The 18,685-nt window shown below is 63.5% G+C and carries 13 protein-coding genes and 1 tRNA gene; 9 read left to right on the top strand and 5 right to left on the bottom strand.

Features of this window, described 5'->3' with window-relative positions; genetic code table 11:
* Positions 1-128 precede the first annotated feature (128 nt).
* Positions 129-2,423 (top strand): EAL domain-containing protein, encoded by a 2,295-nt coding sequence (locus LC060_RS11605; RefSeq protein WP_226635726.1) that lies wholly within the window; start codon positions 129-131, stop codon positions 2,421-2,423.
* Between the two features lie 898 nt (positions 2,424-3,321).
* On the opposite strand, the gene zapE is transcribed toward LC060_RS11605, so the two are convergent.
* From zapE to LC060_RS11590, 3 genes are all read right to left on the bottom strand, one after another.
* The gene (gene zapE, locus LC060_RS11600) at positions 3,322-4,437 is read right to left on the bottom strand and encodes a cell division protein ZapE (protein ID WP_226635724.1); all 1,116 of its coding nucleotides are present in this window, start codon (positions 4,435-4,437) and stop codon (positions 3,322-3,324) included.
* A gap of 98 nt (positions 4,438-4,535) precedes the next feature.
* Entirely contained in the window at positions 4,536-5,318 is a 783-nt protein-coding gene (locus tag LC060_RS11595; protein WP_039393979.1) for a succinate dehydrogenase iron-sulfur subunit, read from the bottom strand.
* Positions 5,319-5,726: 408 nt separating this feature from the next.
* Entirely contained in the window at positions 5,727-8,576 is a 2,850-nt protein-coding gene (locus LC060_RS11590) for an Rne/Rng family ribonuclease (protein ID WP_226635722.1), read from the bottom strand.
* Between the two features lie 638 nt (positions 8,577-9,214).
* Here LC060_RS11590 and LC060_RS11585 point away from each other — a divergent pair.
* From LC060_RS11585 to LC060_RS11575, 3 genes are all read left to right on the top strand, one after another.
* Positions 9,215-10,102: an N-acetylmuramoyl-L-alanine amidase family protein gene (locus LC060_RS11585; RefSeq protein ID WP_226635720.1), complete on the top strand. Its 888-nt coding sequence runs from the start codon at positions 9,215-9,217 to the stop codon at positions 10,100-10,102.
* Positions 10,103-10,229: 127 nt separating this feature from the next.
* Positions 10,230-12,767 (top strand): penicillin-binding protein 1A, encoded by a 2,538-nt coding sequence (locus tag LC060_RS11580; RefSeq protein ID WP_226635712.1) that lies wholly within the window; start codon positions 10,230-10,232, stop codon positions 12,765-12,767.
* 207 nt (positions 12,768-12,974) lie between these two features.
* Entirely contained in the window at positions 12,975-14,231 is a 1,257-nt protein-coding gene (locus LC060_RS11575) for a diguanylate cyclase (protein ID WP_226635710.1), read from the top strand.
* Between the two features lies 1 nt (position 14,232).
* On the opposite strand, the gene LC060_RS11570 is transcribed toward LC060_RS11575, so the two are convergent.
* Together LC060_RS11570 and LC060_RS11565 are read right to left on the bottom strand one after the other, a co-directional pair.
* Positions 14,233-15,333 carry an ABC transporter substrate-binding protein gene (locus LC060_RS11570; RefSeq protein WP_226635708.1) on the bottom strand — a complete coding sequence of 367 codons (1,101 nt, stop codon included), beginning with the start codon at positions 15,331-15,333 and terminating at the stop codon, positions 14,233-14,235.
* A gap of 138 nt (positions 15,334-15,471) precedes the next feature.
* The gene (locus tag LC060_RS11565) at positions 15,472-15,894 is read right to left on the bottom strand and encodes a hypothetical protein (protein WP_226635706.1); all 423 of its coding nucleotides are present in this window, start codon (positions 15,892-15,894) and stop codon (positions 15,472-15,474) included.
* A 144-nt stretch (positions 15,895-16,038) separates the two neighbouring features.
* Here LC060_RS11565 and efp point away from each other — a divergent pair, with 144 nt between their 5' ends.
* From efp to LC060_RS11540, 5 genes are all read left to right on the top strand, one after another.
* Positions 16,039-16,602 carry an elongation factor P gene (gene efp, locus LC060_RS11560; protein ID WP_148626507.1) on the top strand — a complete coding sequence of 188 codons (564 nt, stop codon included), beginning with the start codon at positions 16,039-16,041 and terminating at the stop codon, positions 16,600-16,602.
* Between the two features lie 2 nt (positions 16,603-16,604).
* Entirely contained in the window at positions 16,605-16,976 is a 372-nt protein-coding gene (locus LC060_RS11555; protein ID WP_226635704.1) for a hypothetical protein, read from the top strand.
* Positions 16,977-17,057: 81 nt separating this feature from the next.
* Positions 17,058-17,894, top strand: a complete 837-nt coding sequence (locus LC060_RS11550; protein ID WP_226635702.1) for an inositol monophosphatase family protein — start codon at positions 17,058-17,060, stop codon at positions 17,892-17,894.
* Between the two features lie 243 nt (positions 17,895-18,137).
* A complete protein-coding gene (locus tag LC060_RS11545; RefSeq protein WP_226635700.1) occupies positions 18,138-18,491 on the top strand; it encodes a hypothetical protein in 354 nt (117 codons plus the stop codon).
* Between the two features lie 103 nt (positions 18,492-18,594).
* A tRNA-Leu gene (locus LC060_RS11540) sits at positions 18,595-18,678 on the top strand.
* Positions 18,679-18,685 lie beyond the last annotated feature (7 nt).

Below are 18,685 nucleotides of genomic sequence, written 5' to 3'. Positions count from 1 at the left end.
CACAGATGGGACGTCGATGACGAATTTTGGTTGCAAATCCGAGGTGTCTTGGCGCGAACGCGGCGTAGCCGCGGGCTATACCTGCGCACCTGTTGCCTCAGGGCGCCTGAGTGGGGACTTCGCCTGATATGATCGCGCGGCTTCGCCAGTATTGGAAGAGTGCCCGGTTCCGGATCGTGTTCTGGGCCACGTTCACCGGGCTTCTGCTCGGTGTGAGCGGCCTGAGTGTGCCGATCGAGGACGTCCTGCGCAATCTGCGCGTGCCGCTGCGGCTGCATCCTTCCAACGGCCAGACCGTGATGGTTCTGATGGACGATCGGACGCTGGGGGCTCTGGGCAGTCTTGATGTGTCGCGTGGGGACGATGCCCGCTTGCTCGAAACGCTCTTTGGTGCGGGAGCGAGGCGCGTCTTCTTTGGACGACTGTTGCCAGATCAGGCCAGTCCCGCCGATCGAGCTGCGTTCGTGACGCAGCTGAAAGCGCATCCTGGAAAGGTGTTCAGTGGGGCTGTGCCCAGCAGCGAGCAGCAGCTTGGCAACTACGCCGGTCATGTCCCCAAGGGGGACTATGCGCGGTACTCTGAGGTGGTGTCTCTGCTGACATTGCACCATCCTTTCAATCTCGGTTTTGAAATGCCCTACGCCTCGGGCAGTCCAGAAGGCCGAATTCCGTCGATGGCGGCTGCGATTGCAGGTGTGGAAGGCGGAGAAGACGAGCTCTTTACTCCGGATATGTCGATCGATGTACGCACGATCCCTTCACTCAGCTATATCGATATCATCCGCGGGGATTTTCTGGCGAATGCGGTTCGAGGCAAGGATGTGATCGTTGCTCCTTCTGCGCCGAGCTACAACGACATCCACAAGGTGCCGGGACAGCAAGGCACGATCCCCGGGGGCTACATTCAAGCATTGGCAGGTGAAACTCTCCAGCGTGGGTTGCCACGCCGGGCAGGTTGGTTGCTCCCCTTAATCGTGGTTGTGGCGATTATCGTGACCGGGACTGGCCGGGGGCGGGTGCTCGACTGGAAGCGGTCGGGCGCCTTGTTGGCAGTGATTGTCGCGATCCCTTTCATGCTCGAATACGTCGGTGTCAGTATGGAAGTGGCCCCGGCCTTCGTGGTCGCGCTCATTGCCGTTCTGCGGATGCGCAGCCTCGATCGGGTCGAAGTCGCGAGTGAAACCAATGCAGGATCGGGCCTTCCCAGCGTTCAGGCGCTGCGCAACTCGGCGGAAAAGTCCAACCGCATTCTCGTTGCGCTCAAGATCCGCAACTATGGCGCGATCATCGGCAGTTTTGCCGAGCACGTGGAGGCCAATGTCGCGCGAGAGATCGTCCGGCGCATTCGCATCAGTGATGACACTGCGACCGTCTACCATGAGGGCGGCATGTTCATGTGGCTTTCCTCGATCCGCAATGCTTTCGATCTCTTCGAGAACCTGGAAGGCCTCCACCGTATCGTCCAGAACGGTATCCAGGTAGGCGGTCTGGATATCGATCTCTCGTTCAATTGCGGCGTCGATTCCGAGTTCGATCGTAGCATGTCGACGCGAGTGGCCGGAGCCATGCAGTCGGCGGAAGAGGCTATTCGTAACGACGAACTGGTCTATCAGCACGACAGTCGCAAGCATGAAGCGCAGTGGGAGATCTCGCTGCTGACCTCGCTTGACCGCGCGATTGACAACGGCGAGGTGTGGGTCGCCTATCAGCCCAAGTTCGACTTGCGATCCAACCGGATCTGTGGCGCCGAAGCGCTCGTGCGCTGGACCCACCCGGAGCGTGGTCCGATCTCGCCCGAAAAGTTCATTCGCATCGCCGAAGAATTTCACCGGATCGAGCGCATTACGCGGTTTGTGGTCGATGATGCCGTGCGCTGCGCCGTCGAGATGATGCGCGAAGGGCTCGACATCTCGATGTCGGTCAACATTTCCGCACAACTGCTGCGCAATCCGGTCCTGCCGACCATGATCGCCGATATCCTGGCGCTGCATGGCTTGCCAGCCGATCGTCTTATCCTTGAGATCACAGAGACAGACAAGCTGGACCGCAGTTCGCGCACCTATCAGATGCTGCAGCGGCTCGTGCAGTCGGGGCTGCGTCTCTCGATCGATGATTTTGGGACGGGCAACGCGACTCTCGACTACCTGCGCTACCTCCCGGCGAGCGAAGTGAAGATTGATCGTTCGTTCGTATCCTCCATGGAAACCAGCAAGGACGATCTCGTGCTCGTCCAGTCGATCATCGAGATGGCGCATTCGCTTGACCGAACCGTGGTTGCAGAAGGTGTGGAAACGTCGGTCGGTCTCGACATCCTCAAGGAGCAGGGATGTGACATTGTTCAGGGCTACCACATCGGGCGGCCCGTGCCCTTTGCCGACCTGTCACTTATGGTCACCGCAGGGCAGATGAAGCTGCTTGGTTAAAAAAGTCTTGAGATTGAGTTAGCTAACGGTTAACCCTGTGTCTGTCGCAGCAATAGCGACGGTTCACATGGGGAAATACAATGCTTTCTGGTTACTGGTGGGGCTCGTTCGGTCACTGATTTGTGACTGATATGAAGGGCCTTAGGTCCTTCATAGCCCAATTCAAAAAAGACCCCCTGGAAGTCAATATAGACTTCCAGGGGGTTTTATTTTGAGGATTTATTTGCTTGCGTCTGGTGTGAGTATCATTTTTCGCAATTTATCTAGCATGTAGGCTTCACTGTAGATCAAAATTCGAGGCCGCGAGCTGCTAGTGACTTTCCTGGTGAGTTAGTTTCGATGGCTAACTCACCAAGGGGTGAGTCGCGGTTAGGTAACGCAATTCCTGCGTGTGCAGCTGAAATCGCGAATGAAACGCGTGAGTGACTACGACTGGGCACTCTATCCGGATGCCGAAGGCAAAATGCGACTCATGTCGAAAAGGTGCCGGCGGGGCGTCCTCCTGTTTTTATGAAGGGTACCTGGCGTCGCCCTGATTGCGTTTTGCTAACCGGATCGCGTCGGCGCTATGCGGTGACCTTGGCTCATTCTGGATATGCTGCGTAGTCCGCATCGCGACTTGCTTGCATATGATCGAAGGGGGAGGGTGGGGCCTCCACCATGAAGTCCCATATTGAAGCTTTTGGTGAACCTGGGTCTTGCTGGGATCGTCGGACTAGCTACCAGCGTGCCGAGTTCGCGGATGGCACTATGGACCGGCGGGCGGCCTCACCGAAACGTGTTGAGGGCGACGTCATTCAGCAATCCCATCGGATGGTTGCTTCTGATGGTTCAGAAGGCCTGGCGAACCGATACTAGCCTGGAGCGGTTGATCCGGCCTAGCGCATCGGGGAGTGCTTTAGTCTTCGCCGTGGCCCTTGGCCAGGTAGTCTGCACTCTGCATCTCGTTCAGGCGGCTGACTGTCCGCTCGAATTCGAAGCGACCGGTGCCGGCCTCGTAGAGCTCTTCCGGAGAGGCATCGGCGGCCGCGATGAGCTTCACCTTGTTCTCGTAAAGGGCGTCGATCAGGGTCACGAAACGTGCTGCTTCGTTGCGGCGGTCCGGGCCCATACGGGGAATGCCGACGACGATGACCGTGTGGTAGGCGCGCGCAATCGCCAGGTAATCGGAGGCGCCGCGCGCTTCGGCGCACAGGCGCTTGAAGCTGAAGACGCCTACGCCCTTGAGGCTCTTGGGTACATGCAGCAGTCGTCCGCCACCAACGTCGATATCCGCCGGGGGAACGTGTTCGGCATCCTCGGGCGGATAGTCGGTCAGGCGGTAGAAGGCCTCGCGGGTCTGCTCGGTCGCCTCTTCGCCCAAGGGGGTATGCCAGGTCGCCATGCCGCCAAGACGCTGGAGGCGATAGTCGGTCGGGCCGTTCAGCGTGTAGACGTCGAGCTCACGCTCGATAAGGTCGATGAAGGGCAGGAAGTGTTCGCGGTTGAGGCCGTCCTTGTAGAGTTCGGACGGAGCCCGGTTCGACGTCGTTACGATCGTGACGCCCTCGTGCTCGATGAGCTGCGTGAACAGGCGGCTCATAATCATGGCGTCGGCCGAGTTGTTGACCACCATTTCGTCGAAGGCGAGGCACTGCACGTTGCGCGCGATCGTTGCGGCGACAGGCGGGATCGGGTCGCCGCTTTCCTTCTTGCGCTCTTCGTTGAGGAGAGCGTGCACCTCGAGCATGAAGGCGTGGAAGTGAACCCGGCGCTTGGCCGTGATGTCGAGCGTCTGGTGGAACAGGTCCATCAGCATCGACTTGCCGCGTCCGACGCCGCCCCACATGTAGACACCGCGCGGGGAGGGGGCCTTTTTGCCCAGAAGCTTGCCGAAAAGGCCTGTGGAATTGCGCGCCTTGTAGAAGGCACGCTGCAACTGGTCGAGGCGCTCGGCCACGGCGGCCTGCTCGGGATCCGAGCGCAGCTCTCCGGTGGCAACCAGAGTCTCGTAGCGACCGAGCATCGCGGTCATGCCGCGCGCTCCCGGGTGACATCACGCAGGCGACGAACGCCGACGGGGAGCGCGCAATGCATCACGACTGACATCGATGAAACGCCGAGGTACGCCGATCAGATCTGGCGTTCGGCCTGCATCTTCTTGATTTCGGCGATTGCGCGCGCGGGCGAGAGGCCCTTGGGGCACACGTTCGAGCAGTTCATGATCGTGTGGCAGCGGTACAGGCGGAAGGGGTCTTCCAGCTCGTCGAGGCGCTCACCGGTCATTTCGTCGCGGCTGTCGGCCAGCCAGCGGTAGGCCTGAAGCAGGATGGCCGGGCCCAGGAACTTGTCGGAGTTCCACCAGTAGCTCGGGCACGAGGTCGAGCAGCAGGCGCACAGAATGCACTCGTAGAGGCCGTCGAGTTTCTCGCGCTGGTCGGGGGTCTGCAGGCGTTCCTTGCCCGATGGCGTGGTCGAGACAGTCTGCAGCCAGGGGCGGATCGAAGCGTACTGCGCGTAGAAGTGCGTGAAGTCGGGAACCAGGTCCTTGACCACGTCCATGTGCGGCAGCGGCGTGATACGGATGTTGCCCTTGAGATCCTCGATCGCGGTCGTGCAGGCGAGGCCGTTGGCACCATTCATGTTCATGGCGCACGAGCCGCAGATGCCTTCGCGGCACGAACGGCGGAAGGTGAGGGTGGGGTCCTGCTCGCTCTTCATCTTGATGAGCGCGTCGAGAACCATCGGGCCGCAGTTGTCGAGGTCGATCTCGAACGTGTCGTAGCGCGGGTTCTCGCCCGAATCCGGGTCGTAGCGGTAGACGGTGAACTTCTTGACGCGGGTCGCACCTTCAGCCTTGTGGACGTTGCCCTGCTTCTTGATCTTGCTGTTGGCCGGAAGGGTGAACTGCGCCATGAACGAATCCCCGTTTTCTTGCATTGCGGCATAACCGCCTCGGTGGTTCCCCTCTAGCGATTCAGCCGCGTGGGGCAAGGGGGGAGTGTGAACAGATGGGCATTCGAGCGCTCTGACACCGCTTTTTTTTCATGCAAATTGCGCATCTTCGGCTGAATTGGGCGGCGAAAAGGCGTCCTCGTGATCCGCGATCCATAGCGCCAGTCGTGTTCTGTAAGTCGCAGAAATTCGATGGTTTTGCAGGGAAGGGGTATGTCCGGGCGGTATTTTTAGCGCGAGCGGGTGCACGGTTTTGGGCTGTCGGCCTGGCCAGCGGCACCAGCGCAGTTTGCGATAGCCCATGCAAAAAAGGCTCCCCGTTTCCGAAGAGCGGGGAGCCTTTTTTCGATATTTGCGCGGTCGCGGCGATTATTCGCCGAACGTGCGCTGCCACCAACCGCGGCGCGGAGCCTCGGCCTTGGGAGTTTCCTCGGCCTCGGCTTCAACCTTGGTCGGGGTTTCCTCGCTCGCAGGCTTGGTCGCCGCGGCTTCGGGGGCAGCCTCAGCGGCGACCTCTTCTGCGACGGGCTCAACCTTCTTGCGGCGCGGGGCACGCTTGGGTTTGGGCTTCTCCTCGGTCGCTTCGGTCGAGGCTGCGGACTCTTCGGCGGCAGGCTCAACCTTCTTGCGGCGCGGAGCGCGCTTGGGCTTGGGCTTTTCCTCGGCCGCTTCGGTCGTGGCTGCGGCCTCTTCGGCAACAGGCTCAACCTTCTTGCGACGCGGGGCGCGCTTGGGCTTGGGCTTTTCCTCGGCTTCCGCTTCGGCAGTCGCAGCCTCGGCCGGAGCTTCCGCAGCCGGTTCGGCGGCGGCTTCCTCGGCGGCAGGCTCGACCTTCTTGCGGCGCGTGCGCGTGCGCTTCGGCTTGGGAGCGGGTTCTTCCTCGGCCGGAACTTCCGCGACCTCGACCGGTTCGGGCGCCATTTCGGCGGCGACCGCGGCTTCGGGTTCCGGAGCCGGTTCGGGCGCGCTCACGGCGGGCTCGGAAGGTGCTTCGGTTTCCACTTCGGCTTCGGGAGCCGGGCTCTCGTCCGAGGAGCCTTCGTCACCTTCGTTGCCGAAGCCTTCGCCCTCGGCATTGCGGCGACCCCGGCGGCGGCGACCGCCACGGCGACGGCGCTTGCGGGGAGCCTCGGCTTCGTCGTCGTGCTCGTCGCTGGCTTCGGCACCGTTGGTTTCGGCACTTTCGCCGTCCTCGTCAGCCTCGGCCTGGGCTTCGCCCGCGTCCTGGCCGTCCTCGCGGCGGTCACGACCGCCGCGACCCCGGCGGCGCTTGCGACGCTTGCGGCGCGAACCGCCTTCGTCCTCGTCGTTCGAACGGGCTTCCTCGGCCTCGAAGGCCTCGTCTTCCTCGTCCTCGTAGAGGCCGTCGTCCTCAACCTCGACCGCAATCGGCTCAAAGCGGGGCACGAAGTCATTGCGCGGGCCGGACGAAGCGACGCGCATCTTGGCACCCTCGTTCTCACCTTCGGGGATGACTTCCACGGTCACGCCGTAGCGTTCCTCGATGTCGGCCAGGTCCGCGCGCTTGGCGTTGAGCATGTAGACGGCCGCTTCGGTGCTGGCGAAGAGCGAGACGATCACGCCCTTGCCCTTGGCCGCTTCGTCCTCGATCAGGCGCAGGGCCGAAAGGCCCGCCGAGCTGGCGGTGCGCACGAGGCCGGTGCCGTCGCAGTGCGGGCACGAGCGGGTGGTCGCCTCGAGTACGCCGGTGCGCAGGCGCTGGCGGCTCATCTCCATGAGGCCGAAGCTCGAGATACGGCCAACCTGGATGCGAGCGCGGTCGTTCTTGAGCGCGTCCTTCATGGCCTTCTCGACCTTGCGGACGTTCGAGCCGTATTCCATGTCGATGAAGTCGATCACGACAAGGCCAGCCATGTCGCGCAGGCGCAGCTGGCGCGCGATTTCGCGCGCGGCTTCGAGGTTGGTGGCGACCGCCGTCTGCTCGATGCCGTGCTCCTTGGTGGCGCGGCCCGAGTTGATGTCGATCGAGACCAGCGCCTCGGTCGGGTTGATGACGATGTAGCCACCCGACTTGAGCTGCACGACCGGGTCGTACATCGCGGTCAGCTGGTCCTCGGCGCCGTAGCGCTGGAACAGCGGCACGGGGTCGGAATAGGGCTTAACCCGGCGCGCGTGGCTGGGCATCAGGAGCTTCATGAAGTCCTTGGCCGCGCGGTAGCCTTCCTCGCCCTCGACAACGACTTCCTCGATCTCGCGGTTGTAGATGTCGCGGATGGCACGCTTCACCAGGTCGCTGTCCGAGTGAATCAGCGAGGGCGCGGCCGAGTGCAGCGTCTTTTCGCGCAGCTCGTCCCACAGGCGAGCGAGGTAGTCGAAGTCGCGCTTGATCTCGGTCTTGGTGCGCTGGAGGCCGGCCGTGCGCACGATGCAGCCCATCGAACGCGGCAGGTTCATCTCGGCGATGATCGACTTCAGGCGCTTGCGGTCCGAGGCCGAGCTGATCTTGCGGCTGATGCCGCCACCGTGGCTCGAATTGGGCATGAGCACGCAGTAGCGACCGGCAAGGCTGAGGTAGGTGGTGAGGGCTGCGCCCTTGTTGCCACGCTCTTCCTTGACGACCTGCACGAGCAGGACCTGACGACGATGGATGACGTCCTGGATCTTGTAGCGGCGACGCAGCGCAAGACGCTTCGAACGCAGCTCTTCGGCTTCCTTCGAGCGGGCCTTACCCTGGCGGCGGCCGCGACCACGGCCACGGCGCGAGCGGCCCTGGTTCTCGTCCTCGCTGTCTTCGCCGTCCTCGAAGCCCCGCTCGACGTTGCCGTCCTCGATCGTGGCGACATCGTCCTTCTCGGAAGTGTCGACCTCGGTCAGGCCGCCGTCGTCGAAGTCTTCGCCGTCGGTGTCGTTCTCTTCGTCCTCGTCCTCATCGTCCACTTCGCTTGCGCGCAGGGCTGCTTCTTCCTCCGCGTGCGCAGCTTCCTCAGCGAGGAGCGCGTCGCGGTCTTCCTTGGGGATCTGGTAGTAGTCCGGGTGGATTTCGCTGAAGGCGAGGAAGCCGTGACGGTTGCCACCGAAATCGACGAAGGCGGCCTGGAGCGAAGGCTCCACGCGCGTCACCTTCGCGAGGTAGATGTTACCCTTTATCTGCTTGCGTTCGGTCGATTCGAAATCGAACTCTTCAATGCGATTTCCCTTGAGTACCGCCACCCGCGTTTCTTCCGGGTGGCGCGCATCGATGAGCATGCGCGTTGCCATTGGTAAGTCTCCGGACGCGCTGCCTTCCGGCCGGATCAGCCAGTGGCGCGCGTCGATTGTCGTGAAGGTCGCAGGAGAACGGGAGGGTGCCGTAACGACGGGGTGCCTCGTCTCCGTAGCGGACCGGATTGTAGATGGGGTCGGAGCAATCCATCGCTCCGAGTGTCGTATCAAATTCCACTGCCGTTGCGGCAGCGATTGCGTCTGCGAGCGGAAGTTCGCGTGGCGAAACCCAACACGCCGAAAGTTGCGGCCACGCCGCCACCGCCCCGAAGGGCTTGGGCTGGCAAGGCGGCAATTGGCTTCTCATCTCTCGCATCAACCTGTTGGAGCCGGGCCGGAAAGCGGCCGGTTCAATTCTCTCCGCGCAGGCTGTAGGCCCTGATGGCAGATTGCAAGCCCTTTTCAGGAAGATAACTTGCCAACCTGTCTAGGGTGAACAGTCGCGGATTTGAACTGCCTAGCACTACACGTAAGCCACGGCAAGTTGCTTGGTGGGCCATGTCTTCCGAAGTGGATCGAACATCGCTGCAGCGGGGCGTGCACCCGCTGAAATGCGCTGTGTCCCGGGCGGATCCGTGCCGACGCGCGCAAGAGGATTGCGGGGCTTGCGGCAAGGCCCTAACGAGACACCGAATATGGTGCGTCTGGTCCAGATATTCCTGCTGCTGCTGGCTCCGCTCGCGCTGCTTGCCTGCGTTTTCGTGATTAATCGCACGTTCGCACAGGCGAGCGGGGGGCGCGAATACGTGGTGCGCATGAAGCTGCCGGAGATCGGCGTGCCGGCCGATCTGCCACCGGTCGAAGGTCCGCGCGATGCCCGTCAGCCACTCGTCGTGATCGATGCCGGGCACGGGGGCTTTGATCCCGGCGCAGGGAATGGCCGAGTGAAGGAGAAGCAGATTGCCCTGCAGATTGCGCGCGCGATCCGCGCCGACCTGCTCGCCCACGGCGATGTCCGGGTTGCGTTGACGCGGGATGCTGACCGTTTCATCTCGCTTGCGGATCGCCCCGATATTGCCCGGCGTCTGGGGGCTGACCTCTTTCTTTCGATCCACGCCGACAGCGCGGAGAGCGACCTCGCGCGAGGTGCCAGTGCCTATGTCCTCTCCGAAAAGGGGAGCAGCGAGGCCGCACGCCGGTTCGCGGCCAGTGCGGCGCAGAGCGATGCCGCGCGCGCGCGCCGGGTAAACGGCATTGTCCTAGATGCCGCCAACGATGCGGTGGGCGCGATCCTGCTCGACCTCTCGCAGCGCGGCGCGCAGGAGGCCTCCGCGCAAGTGGCCACCTTCCTGATCGAGGAGTTGGGCGACGCGGACGTGCGCCTTCACCGGCGTCATGTCGAAACGGCTGCGCTGGCGGTTCTGAAGGCGCCGGACATGCCCTCGGTCCTGTTCGAAACCGGATATATCAACAATGCTAAGGATGCCGCTTTCCTCCAGTCGCGCGAAGGGCAGGGCGTGGTTGCAGGCGCAGCGGCGCGCGCGATCCGGCGCTATTTCGCGCGGCGTGCGGATTTCCGGTGAGCGGGAGGGAGATCGGTCCTGTCGCATGTGGTGGCGTTAATGTGTGTCTCGCTTCGCCGTGTTATCCGCGACTTGCCCGATCTCGCGCTGGCCTTGCGCAAAAAGGGCGTGCTAGAGGGCTTGCACGATGACCGACACGAGCTCTGACACTGGCCCCGGCGCGGCCCAGGATACGCCGGAAGACGCAAGCACCAGCCCCCGCCGCGAAGGTGGCCAGGGTCGAATCGCACGGATCTGGCGATCAAGCCGGATCCTGCGCGGATTTGTGTACCTGTGTGTGGCCGGGATCATCGGTCTGATTGGCCTGTGGGCCGTGCTCATGCGCGACATGCCCGATGCCAAGTCGCTGCTGGCCTACCAGCCGCCACTCCCCACCATGGTGCGCGATATCAATGGCGATATTGCCTACAGCTATGCGCGTGAACGCCGCGTGCAGCTGCGCTATGTCGATCTGCCGCGCCCGCTGGTCAACGCCTTCCTCTCGGCCGAGGACCGTACGTTCTGGTCGCATGGCGGCGTCGATATCGGCGGCTTTGCAGGGGCTGTGGTCGACTATGTTTCCAAGTATGGTTCGGGCCAGCGCGCCAAGGGCGGCTCGACGATCACCCAGCAGGTCGCCAAGAACATCCTTATCGGCGATGAGTACTCGGTCACCCGCAAGCTCAAGGAAATGGTGCTCGCCTATCGCATCGAGGGCGTGCTTTCGAAGGAGCAGATCCTCGAGCTCTATCTCAACGAGATCCCGCTTGGCCGTCGCTCGTTCGGTGTCCAGGCTGCGGCACGCGCCTATTTCGACAAGGACGTGGATGAGCTGACGCTGAGCGAATCCGCCTTTCTTGCGATCCTGCCGCGCGCGCCCGAAGTCTATGGGCGCAAGAAGCACGAGGCTCGCGCGCTCGAACGCCGCAACTGGGTGCTTGACCAGATGGTCCGCAACGAGTGGGTGAGCGAAGCCGATGCTGCGCAGGCGAAGGCACAGCCGCTCGGCCTCGTCACGCAGCGCGGCCCCGACTACGATCCCGCCAACGGCTACTTCATCGAGGAGGTGCGCCGCCGCCTGATCGACCGTTACGGCGAAAAGGCCGAGGACGGGCCCAACAGTGTCTATGCGGGCGGTCTGTGGGTGCGCACCTCGCTCGATCCCGAACTGCAGGGCGCGGTGCGCGCCGCGTTGCGCAAGGGGCTTCTGAACTATCATGGCCGTCGTGGCTGGGCGGGGCCGATCGCGCACATCAACGACATGGAGAACTGGCAGACCCAGCTCATCGTCTCGAACAAGACCATCGACTATCAGGACTGGCGCGTCGGGGTCGTGCTCGATACCGCGAATGGGGAAGGGCGCATCGGCTTTTCCGATGGCGACATCGCCGCACTCACCAATATTCCGGACCGTGCCAAGGTCGGCGATTTTCTGGCCGCCGCCCCGGTTTCGGCCGGGACCTACGCGGTGCGCACCGTGCCCGAAGTCTCGGGCGGCATGGTCATGGAGCAGCCCCATTCGGGACGTCTTCTGGCTCTTCAGGGTGGCTTCGATTCCGGTTTGGGCTCGTTCAACCGTGCGGTCCAGGCCGAGCGCCAACCCGGCTCGACGATCAAGCCCTTCGTCTATGCGACCGGGCTCGACAACGGGATGACGCCCGCGACCCAGGTGCTCGACGGCACCTTCTGTGTCTACCAGGGCGGCAACCTTGGGCAGAAGTGCTTCCGCAACTTCGGCAACGAAGGTGGTGCGGGTTCGCGCACCATGCGCTGGGGTCTCGAACAGTCGCGCAACCTGATGACCGTGCGCATTGCCAACGACATCGGCATGGGCAAGGTGGTCAAGACCTTCAAGACCATGGGCATCGGCGAGTACAAGCCCTACCTCTCCTTCGCGCTCGGCGCAGGCGAGACGACCGTGGCGCGCATGGCTAACGCTTATTCCGCGCTCGCCAACAACGGTGTGCAATACGACGCCTCGGTCATCGACTACGTGCAGGATCGCAGCGGCAAGGTCATCTGGAAGGCCGACAAGCGCAACTGCGATGGCTGCAACATGGCCGAATGGGACGGCAAGCCGATGCCGCGCATCGCGCGCCGCGGCAAGCAGGTGATGAACGCGGACACCGCCTACCAGACCATCCACATGCTCGAAGGTGTTGTCACGCGCGGCACCGCGGTGCGTCTGCGCAGCCTCGACCTGCCGCTCTTTGGCAAGACCGGAACCACCAACGGCCCGACCGACGTGTGGTTCATGGGCGGCTCGCAGGACTACGTGGGCGGTGTCTACGTGGGCTACGACAATCCGCGCTCACTTGGGGGCTATGCCCAGGGCGGGCGGATCGCGGCGCCGATCTTCAAGGACGTGATCGAGGCCACGCGCGAGCGCTGGAGCGACCAGCCCTTCGTCGCGCCGCCAGGCGTGCGCATGGTGCGTATCGATCGCGTGACCGGCAAGCAGGTGATGGGCGTAGAGCCTTCGGACGAACCCAAGGCTTCCGTCATCTGGGAAGCCTTCAAGCCCGACACCGAACCGCGCCAGTACACCGCCGAGGACGAGTTCACCAAACGGCGCGATGCGCTGATTGCCGAGATCGATGGCGCACGCAAGGCGCGGGCGGCGGCGGCCGAGGCTGCCCAGGGCGTTGCCGATAATTTTGCCGAGGAGCAGGGCGGCATCTACTGATCGGAGCCAGCGGGAAAAATCCTGGCGGACTTTGGGCCATGTCAAAGGCCCCCGAGTTCGCCGCGTCTAGGGCGTCGTTCAGGGATATTCCTGTGAGGTCATCTGTGTGTGCAAATTGCACATATGATTGAAACCTAAGTATTATTACTAGTTGTTAAGCCTTCACAGGCACTGTCCCCGCGGATTTCGAACGGGGGGTGGTTGCAGATGTCGCAGGTTACACCGCGCAGTCTCACGCTACGCTATGTCGTGGCGCTGGGACTGATCGCGCTCCTCAGCATCGTGTCGCACTTCGTCCTGACCGAGACGTTGCGGGCGAACGAAGGCGGCGCAGCGATCATCAACATGAGCGGACGTCAGCGTATGCTTTCGCAGCGCATCAGTGCACTTGCGGACGATCTGCACCGGGGCGACGAGGAGGTACGCGAACCGCTTGAGACGGCCGTGCGCCAGTTTGCCGACGCCCACCGCGAACTGGCCAGCCTCGCTTCAAGGCAGGAAGGTGCCTCGGTTGCCGAGCGCCGTTTGCACGACATCTATTATGGACCTGCTGAAATAGACCGTCTGGCTCGGCGTTTCCTGGATGCGGCGGAAGCGGAGATCGCCCTCCCGCGGGGAGGCCATGGGCCCGCGGCCGCCGACGAGATCGGGAACCTGCGCACCCTGTCGGTCCTCTCGCGCGGGCCCTTGCTGGCCGGTCTTGAGGAAGTTGTCGCGATCCACCAGTCGGTCAGCGAGGTGCGCGCCCAGCAGATGGAGCGGATCCAGTGGGGCATCCTTGCGATCGTGCTTCTGACTCTGGCCTTCGAGGCCCTCTTCATCTTTCGGCCCATGGTGCGACGCATTTCCGAATACGTGGGCCAGCTCCTGGATCTGGCCGACCACGATTATCTCACCGGGATGCTCAATCGCCGTGCGTTCACCGCGCGGGCCGAGACCGAAATCCAGCGCGCGCGTCGCCATGACCGGCCGATGTCGCTGCTCCTCCTGGACGTCGATCATTTCAAGCAGGTCAACGATGTCCATGGCCATCTTGCGGGGGACGAAGTGCTCTTCGGGATTGCCCAGATCCTCGACATGCAGGGGCGCCGCGAGGACCTGGTCGGGCGCATTGGAGGCGAGGAATTTGCCATCCTGCTCCCCGAGACGTCGCTGTCGGGCGCCATCGATGTGGCTGACCGGGTGCGCGAGGCCGTGGCTGGAGAGCCGTTCGCGGCGGGTGGAAAGGCGCTTGGCGTCACATTGAGTGTCGGTGTGGCGGAAGTGGACAGGACCTCGCCTCGCGGGGTGGTGACCGCCATGGCACGGGCGGATCAGATGCTCTATCAGGCGAAGAATGCAGGCCGAAACTGTGTACGTCCCTTCCGGGGCTCGATCCTGCAGATCCGCACTGTGGACAAGAGTTCGGAGCTTGCCGATGCCGTCCCTCCGGTTCTCGGGGCGGAGGCCGAGGGGCTCGTCTAGTTCAGGTTGCTGTTATTGCCACGCTGTCACCCGCCGTCCATTTCCGGATCGTCAGGTAGGGGCCCTGCAGGGCCGCGCGTACAAGCGGACCAAAGCCTAGCATGGTCCCTTCCTCGCCTTGCGCTGCGGGAAGAAGGCGGACCTGCTCGAGAGCAAGTCGCATGCCTGAAGGGGTAAGCGATGGCGCCCGGGCAAGCGCATGGGCGACCAGGCGTGCCAGGTCTTGATCACGCGCCATCGCCCCGTGGTGCGCGCAGGCATCGGGAAATTCGTCCTGGAGCGTCCGGAAGCGCGGATTGCTCTCGGTTACGAGCGACAGATGCAGCCACCCCTCGAGATCTTCCCGACTTGCAGGGGCGTGCGGCGTCGCGGCGTTTTGGGCCGCGAGGAGATTGAGCAGGCAGGCACCGTCATAGCCCGACTGCCCAATCGCATCGCGAAGCTCGCGTGGTGGCGCTGTGCGCCCCAGATAGATCAGCGCACCGGAGCGAACATCACCTTCGTTGAGGGCCGGGGCGAGAGTATCCGGAACTTCGTGCGCTCCAGCCTGCGATGGCACAGCTATGCGCACGCGCGGAGCAAGCCCTGCGATTGCGGCCTCTTCCAGGAATGCCTTGGCCAGACGTTCCCCCAGGCGGGATGTCTCGTGCAGGACGACCGGTCGGGAGCATCCACTGGTGAAAAGGTACTGCACAAGCCGCGCGGCCTCTTCGACGGCGCCGCCCGACTGGAGCTGGAAGGCATGGCGCGTGCGCGCATGCTCATCGTGGGAGCAGATTACGGCGGGAACGCGTCGATCTTCGTAGACGCGCGCGGCGATGGCGGCGTTGTCGCTGACGAAGGGGCCCACGATCAGGGCGACGCCGTCATCGATCAGGCGATGGCAGGCGTCCTCGACCGCGGCTCCGGTGCCACCGGGCAGGCCCAGCGCGTAGGCGTGTACGATCTCCACTTCCGGGAGCGCGCAGCCAGTGCTGCGCAGGGCCGCGATCTCGCGATCAAGCCAGAATGCGATGTCGTGGTAGGCAGGCGAATCGTTGTTCTCGTCCGCGCGCAGGTCCGCTGCGTCGTTGAGCACTCCGATCCTGATCCTGTCGGTCATTCCCGATCCCCTTTGTCTGGCGGGGCCGGAGGAGCCGGGTCCGCGTCGCCTTGGGGGAGGAAATGGTCCGATGCGCAAAAGGCTGCACGCCCCGGTGCGCTTTTGCCGTCAGGTGTGGAAGGAGCGCGAAATTCGCGATCAGCGCCGGGGCACGAGGATGCAGCGCATCGCGCCAGCTTCAGGTTCGGGGCCAGGGCCCGTTTCTTCGAGGAAACCCGCACTGATGCGCGTGAAGCGGCGGTTGCGGAAAACGCCGCCCGTCATCACCACCTCGGAGCCTGTATGCAGGTAGCTTCCGCGTACGCCCTTGGCGAGATAGCTGGAGGCATTGACGATGGTGAAGTCGTATTCGGGAACCGGCTCGCCGATCAGGCCGCCCGCATCTCCGGGCAGTTCGCAGGCGTAGCGCCCCATCTTGAGCGTGCCGATCTTGCCGCCTGGAACCGGCGGCGGCTCCGGGCTGTCGGCGCCCGCCGAACTGAGCGGCGCGGCAAGGGCCAGAGAAGCAGCAAGGCACAGGATCGCCGGCGCAAGGCGGCGGGAGAGGGCGGCTCGGTTCATGACAGCCGCGCTAGCACCGCAGCGAGGCAATTGCCATGCCCGTCTGCCTCGGCTAAGGGGCGCGGGATTTGCGAAACCCTGTGTCTCTCCTGTAGAGGTCCGGATCCGTTTCGCTCAGCTCTTTCCCATCGAAGGCAGGTTTCCATGAAGATCAGCGGCGTCGACATTCGTCCCGGCAACATTCTCGAATACGAAAAGGGCATCTGGAAGGTGGCCAAGACGCAGCACACCCAGCCCGGCAAGGGCGGTGCGTACATGCAGGTCGAGATGAAGAACCTCGTCGATGGCCGCAAGACCAACGTGCGCTTCCGCAGCGCCGACACCATCGAGAAGGTGCGCCTCGACACCAAGGACTTCCAGTACCTCTACGCCGAGGGCGACATGCTGGTGTTCATGGACACCGAGACCTACGACCAGATCCAGCTTCCCGCCGATCTTCTCGGCGATGCCGCGGCCTTCCTCCAGGACGGCATGCAGGTTGCCCTTGAACTTTGGGAAGAGCGCCCGATCTCGGTGCAGCTGCCCGAGCAGGTCGAGGCCGTCATCGTCGAGGCCGACGCCGTGGTGAAGGGGCAGACCGCCTCGTCGAGCTACAAGCCCGCTGTCCTCGACAATGGCGTTCGCGTGATGGTGCCGCCGCACATCGAAAGCGGTACGCGCATCGTCGTTGATGTTTATGAAAAGGCCTACGTGCGAAAGGCGGACTGATCATGAAGCTGCGTTCCAACCTCCACAAGCTGGCGCTCGGCGCGGCCCTGTCCCTCTCGGCCCTGCCGGTCGGCGTGGCGGCGCAGGACGCCGCTCCGGCCCAGCCCAAGGCCGAGGACGTGCAGAACGCGGTCCTCTATCTCAACGTGATGGTCTCTGCCCTGCGCTCCGAGCAGGTCGAGGAGCCGGTCAAGAACGCGCTGGTGGGCTGTCTCTACAACAACTCGCTGGGTAAGATCGGCACCTCGGTGGATGGCCTCATCGCCAAGAACGCCGACAAGGTTCACCGTGACAAGCCCGGCGAGTTGCTGCAAGCCATTGCCCTGGTCTGCGGTTATCAGCCCGAAGGCGCGAGCGCGGGCAACGGGCGCTGACCACCCGATCGTTCGGGTGAGGTCGGCGCGTTTGAAAATTGATGTGCCGGCCCGGCCGGCAGTAGGAGCAGAGTAAAGGTTATGGCCGCAATTTCCGGTCTCATCCGCGTCATGGAAAAGGCCGCCCGCAAGGCTGGTGGCCGACTTCGCCGTGACTTCGGTGAAGTCGAACATCTCCAGGTCTCGCGCAAGGGGCCGTCCGACTTCGTCTCCAAGGCTGACCAGGCCGCCGAGCGCACCATCTGGGACGAGCTGCGCGCAGCCCGCCCGGACTGGGGCTTCCTGTTCGAGGAAGGCGGCTCGATCGAGGGCGATCCCGACAAGCCGCGTTTCATCGTCGATCCGCTCGATGGCACCACGAACTTCCTTCACGGCATTCCGCACTTCGCGATCTCGATCGCGGTGCAGGAGCCGCGCCTTGACGGCAACAAGTCGATCAACGGCGGCTGGGGCGAGGTGACCGCGGGGCTGATCTACCAGCCGATCACCGACGAGAGCTTCTGGGCCGAGAAGAGCCGGGGCGCCTGGCTCCACGATGCGCGCCTGCGCGTGTCGTCGCGCCGCCACCTCGATGAGAGCGTGATCGCGACGGGCATTCCCTTCCAGGGGCATGGCAACGTCGCGGAATGGTCGCGCATCTATCAGGCGCTGGCGCCGCAGGTTGCGGGCATCCGTCGCTTCGGTTCGGCTGCACTTGATCTCGCCTGGGTTGCTGCGGGCCGTTACGAGGGCTTTTGGGAAGCCGACCTGAAGCCGTGGGATACGGCGGCGGGCTGTCTGCTCGTGCGCGAGGCCGGTGGCTTCGTGTCCGACTGGAAGGGGCGCTCGCTTCCCTATTGCGATAGCCAGATCCTGGCGGGCAACGACGTGCTGCATTCGCGCATTCACAAGATCCTCGCGAACTCGCTCAAGGGCTGAGCCGCGCGGAGGATCCGGATCGGGGAAGGGCGGCTTTGGCCGCCCTTTTTCGTGTCGGGCGCAGCGATTTTTTTCGAGCGGCCCAACGCGTTGGAAATGGGGGCTTAGTATCCCCTTCCAGAGTATTTTTATGTGCCTTTCCCGGTCTTGCCGGGAACTGTCGTATTCCCCACGCCGTTTCTACGTGGTACTTACGTAGTGCTGGTCCGGGGAGGTGGAATGGCGATCAGGAACGTCCTTTGCTTGGCTCTTGGCATCGGGGCATGCATCCCGGCCGCCGCTGTTCATGCGGGAGAGCCTGTCGCGAAGGGCGTAGTTCCGCTGGCACTCGTCGCCTCTTCGGCAAGCCCCTCGTCGCCGGGCTCACGTCTCGACCTTCGTGGATTTTCCCTATCCGCCAAGCCCTTGAATACGCGGGAGCGTAGCGAGCGCGTCGCGCTTGGCCCGGCTCCCGAAGCGGACGCCGAAAAGATCAAGCTGCGTTGGCAGTACGCCACAGGTGAGGATGGGCCGCGCTTCGAGATCGGCTCGATCGGATCGCGCAAGGGTGCCATGAAGCGGCAATTGCTCCACGTCGCACTTGATTGGGAATTCTGAGAAAAAGACCCGGACCGGCGCAAATGTCCGTCCCGGTGGGTATTCGCACATTGGCCTCTTGAATGCGCCGATGGCTGCCGCTAAGCGTCTGGCCTCATCCCGTGCCCCTGTGGCGGAATGGTAGACGCGAACGACTCAAAATCGTTTGTCGAAAGGCGTGCCCGTTCGAGTCGGGCCAGGGGCACCACACCGGC

Origin of the sequence: Novosphingobium profundi, assembly GCF_020524485.1 — a bacterium.
GTDB classification, from domain to species: Bacteria; Pseudomonadota; Alphaproteobacteria; order Sphingomonadales; family Sphingomonadaceae; genus Novosphingobium; species Novosphingobium profundi_A.
This window is presented reverse-complemented; position numbering and strand designations above follow the sequence as displayed.